The organism is Streptomyces lushanensis (assembly GCF_001700515.1).
In the GTDB taxonomy this organism is placed as follows: domain Bacteria; phylum Actinomycetota; class Actinomycetes; order Streptomycetales; family Streptomycetaceae; genus Streptomyces; species Streptomyces lushanensis.
The window spans coordinates 1-2,330 of sequence record NZ_MAUD01000592.1; the positions used below are offsets into that span (position 1 = coordinate 1).

Annotated in this window: 2 protein-coding genes and 1 tRNA gene; 1 reads left to right on the forward strand and 2 read right to left on the reverse strand. The window is 72.7% G+C overall.

Going from position 1 to position 2,330, the window contains the following annotated elements; translation table 11 throughout:
* The coding region (locus BFF77_RS31650; protein WP_066956931.1) for a glycosyltransferase 87 family protein at nucleotides 1–1,133 on the reverse strand (1,133 nt) is incomplete at its 3' end.
* Between the two features lie 118 nt (nucleotides 1,134–1,251).
* On the opposite strand from BFF77_RS31650, the gene BFF77_RS31655 reads away from it, so the two are divergent.
* Nucleotides 1,252–1,324: transfer RNA gene (locus tag BFF77_RS31655), tRNA-Ala, on the forward strand.
* 205 nt (nucleotides 1,325–1,529) lie between these two features.
* Here the strand turns inward: BFF77_RS31655 and BFF77_RS31660 are convergent.
* The coding region (locus BFF77_RS31660) for a ferredoxin (RefSeq protein ID WP_211280373.1) at nucleotides 1,530–2,330 on the reverse strand (801 nt) is incomplete at its 5' end.

The window sequence follows — 2,330 nt, forward strand, 5'->3', positions numbered from 1 at the left end:
GCCCACCCGGCCCCTGTGCGCACCGCGGCATACAGGACCATCGGCACGCACCACACCCAGTGGTGCGACCAGGAGACCGGGCTGATCAGCAGCGCCGTCGCGGCGCAGCCGACCACCGCGCCGGCGCGATCTCCGCGCAGCGCCGCCGAGACCGCCACCGCGAGACCCGCCACGGCCACCACGGCGGCGGCGACGGGCCACCAGAGCGCCGGATCGCCGGTGGAGGACAGCCGGGCCAGCACTCCGCGCAGCGACTGGTTGGCGGCGTCCTGCGCGAGGCCCGCGCGGCCGGTCTCGAAGAGGGTCGCGGTCCAGAAGCGGAGCGAGTCCGCGGGGAGCAGGAGAGCGGCCAGGAGTGTCGCTCCGGCGAAGACGGCGGCGGCCGTCGCGGCCTGGCGCAGCCATGGATTCCAGCCCGCCCGGCGCGCTCGTACCAGCCCGACGAGCAGCAGCAGGACGGCGAAGAGGGCCGGAGTGAGCTTGACGGCGGCGGCGAGACCGATGCCGGCGCCCGTCCACAGGTGCCGGTGCCGTCCCTTCGTGAGGGCGGGCTCCCGGGTGAGATCCCACAGCACCGCCACCGCGAGCAGCAGATTGACCTGCCCGTAGCGCAGTGTCGTCCAGACCGGCTCGCACCAGACGGCGAACGCGGCCACCCACAGCGTCGCCACCCATGACCGCACCCCCCGTGGTGACGCCGTCCCGGGCAGCCCCTCCTGAGTCGTGGGCGGCCCCTCCTGAGGAGGGTGCGGTTCTTTCTGAAGGGCGAGTCGGAGGGAGAGCCGTACGAACACGACGAGCAGCAGCAGATTCCCGGCGGTCGCGAGCGTACGCAGCACCGGGACGCCCGGCAGCGTGAGGGGCGTGAACAGCAGCGCGGCGAACGGCGGGTAGGTCATGGGGAGCCGGGCGCGGGTGGCACGCATCGAGTAGAGGTCCAGACCGTCGAGCACCGTACGGCCCTCGGCGCGGTAGACCATCAGATCGATCATCGAGACCCCGGCCGCGCGCTGAGCGGTCCAGAACGCCGCGAAGGAGACCAGACAGACGGCGGCGGCGATCGGAAGCGCGCGCGGAGGGGACGGGCTCCGACCGCTGTTCCGGACAAGCCGCACAAGTACGGGAACGGTCACGAAAGGTGACAGTACCGGCCTGATCGGTGCGGGACGGAAACGATTTGGTGATCGACCGGAAGGACCGTGTAATGTTGGCGCTGCCGCAGCCGGGGAGCCCGGAAGCGGTACACCGCAAGGGGCTATAGCTCAGTTGGTAGAGCGCCTGCATGGCATGCAGGAGGTCAGGAGTTCAATTCTCCTTAGCTCCACAGCAGAAAGTCAGAGAAGCGGGCCATCCGAATCCGGATGGCCCGCTTCTCCGTTCTCCGGGCACTCCGTTCTTCGCGCACCCCGTTCTCGCTGCGCTCGGTTTTCCGGGCCCTCCGCAGGCGTGCGGGGCGCGGGACGGACGAGGCCCGAGGGCCCCGCCCGTCCCGGTGCTCAACGCTCAGCCGCGACGGTCAGCCACACCGCTCAACCACGCCCGGGGCCCAGGGCCTTGCGGCCACCACCGGGCGGCAGCGCCGCGCGCGCGGTACCGCCACCCGGCCGCGCGGGCGCGGGCTGCTCGATACGCAGCGCGAGCGCCGGGCATCTGCGTACCGCGCGCTGGGCCCGTCCCCGCAGATGCATGGGTACGGAGGCGTCCGCGAGCGCCGGATAGCCGTCGGGCCCCAGCCGGATCAGCTCGGGGACGATATCCGCGCAGAGTCCGTGTCCCTGGCAGAGCGTCCAGTCCACGGCGAGCTTCTCGCCGCTCGGAATGGATTCCTCGGCGTCCTGGTACCCGGGACCGGGCAGCGGCAGCACGCCGGTCGTCTCACGTCCGCAGCCGCCGTCCAGGACATGCGCGGCGAGGTCGTCGGTGAACGCCGACAGCGTGGAGGCGAAGAAGCGCGCGGAGCCGTCGGGGTGCTTGCACGCGCCTCGGCCCTTGACCGCCTGGGTCACCGCGCGCAGTGCCTCCAGCGCGGCGGGACCGCCGCCGTTGATCACATCGGAGAGGCCGCCCGCGGCGGCGGGCAGACCGAGCTTGCAGGGACCGCACTGGCCGGCCGTCTCGGCCGCGAGCCAGTTGGCCACCCGGAGCGCTTCGCCCAGCGGGCAGGTCTCGGGGCCGATCGGCAGAATCGCGCCCGCGCCCAGCGCGCCGCCGAAGGACGCGAGGGACTCCTTGGAGACGACGGCCTCATGGGCGGCCACCGAGTCGATCCAGTTGCCGTGGTAGCCGCCGGTCAGCACGCCCTGGGGCAGCGGCGGCGCACCGGCCATCTG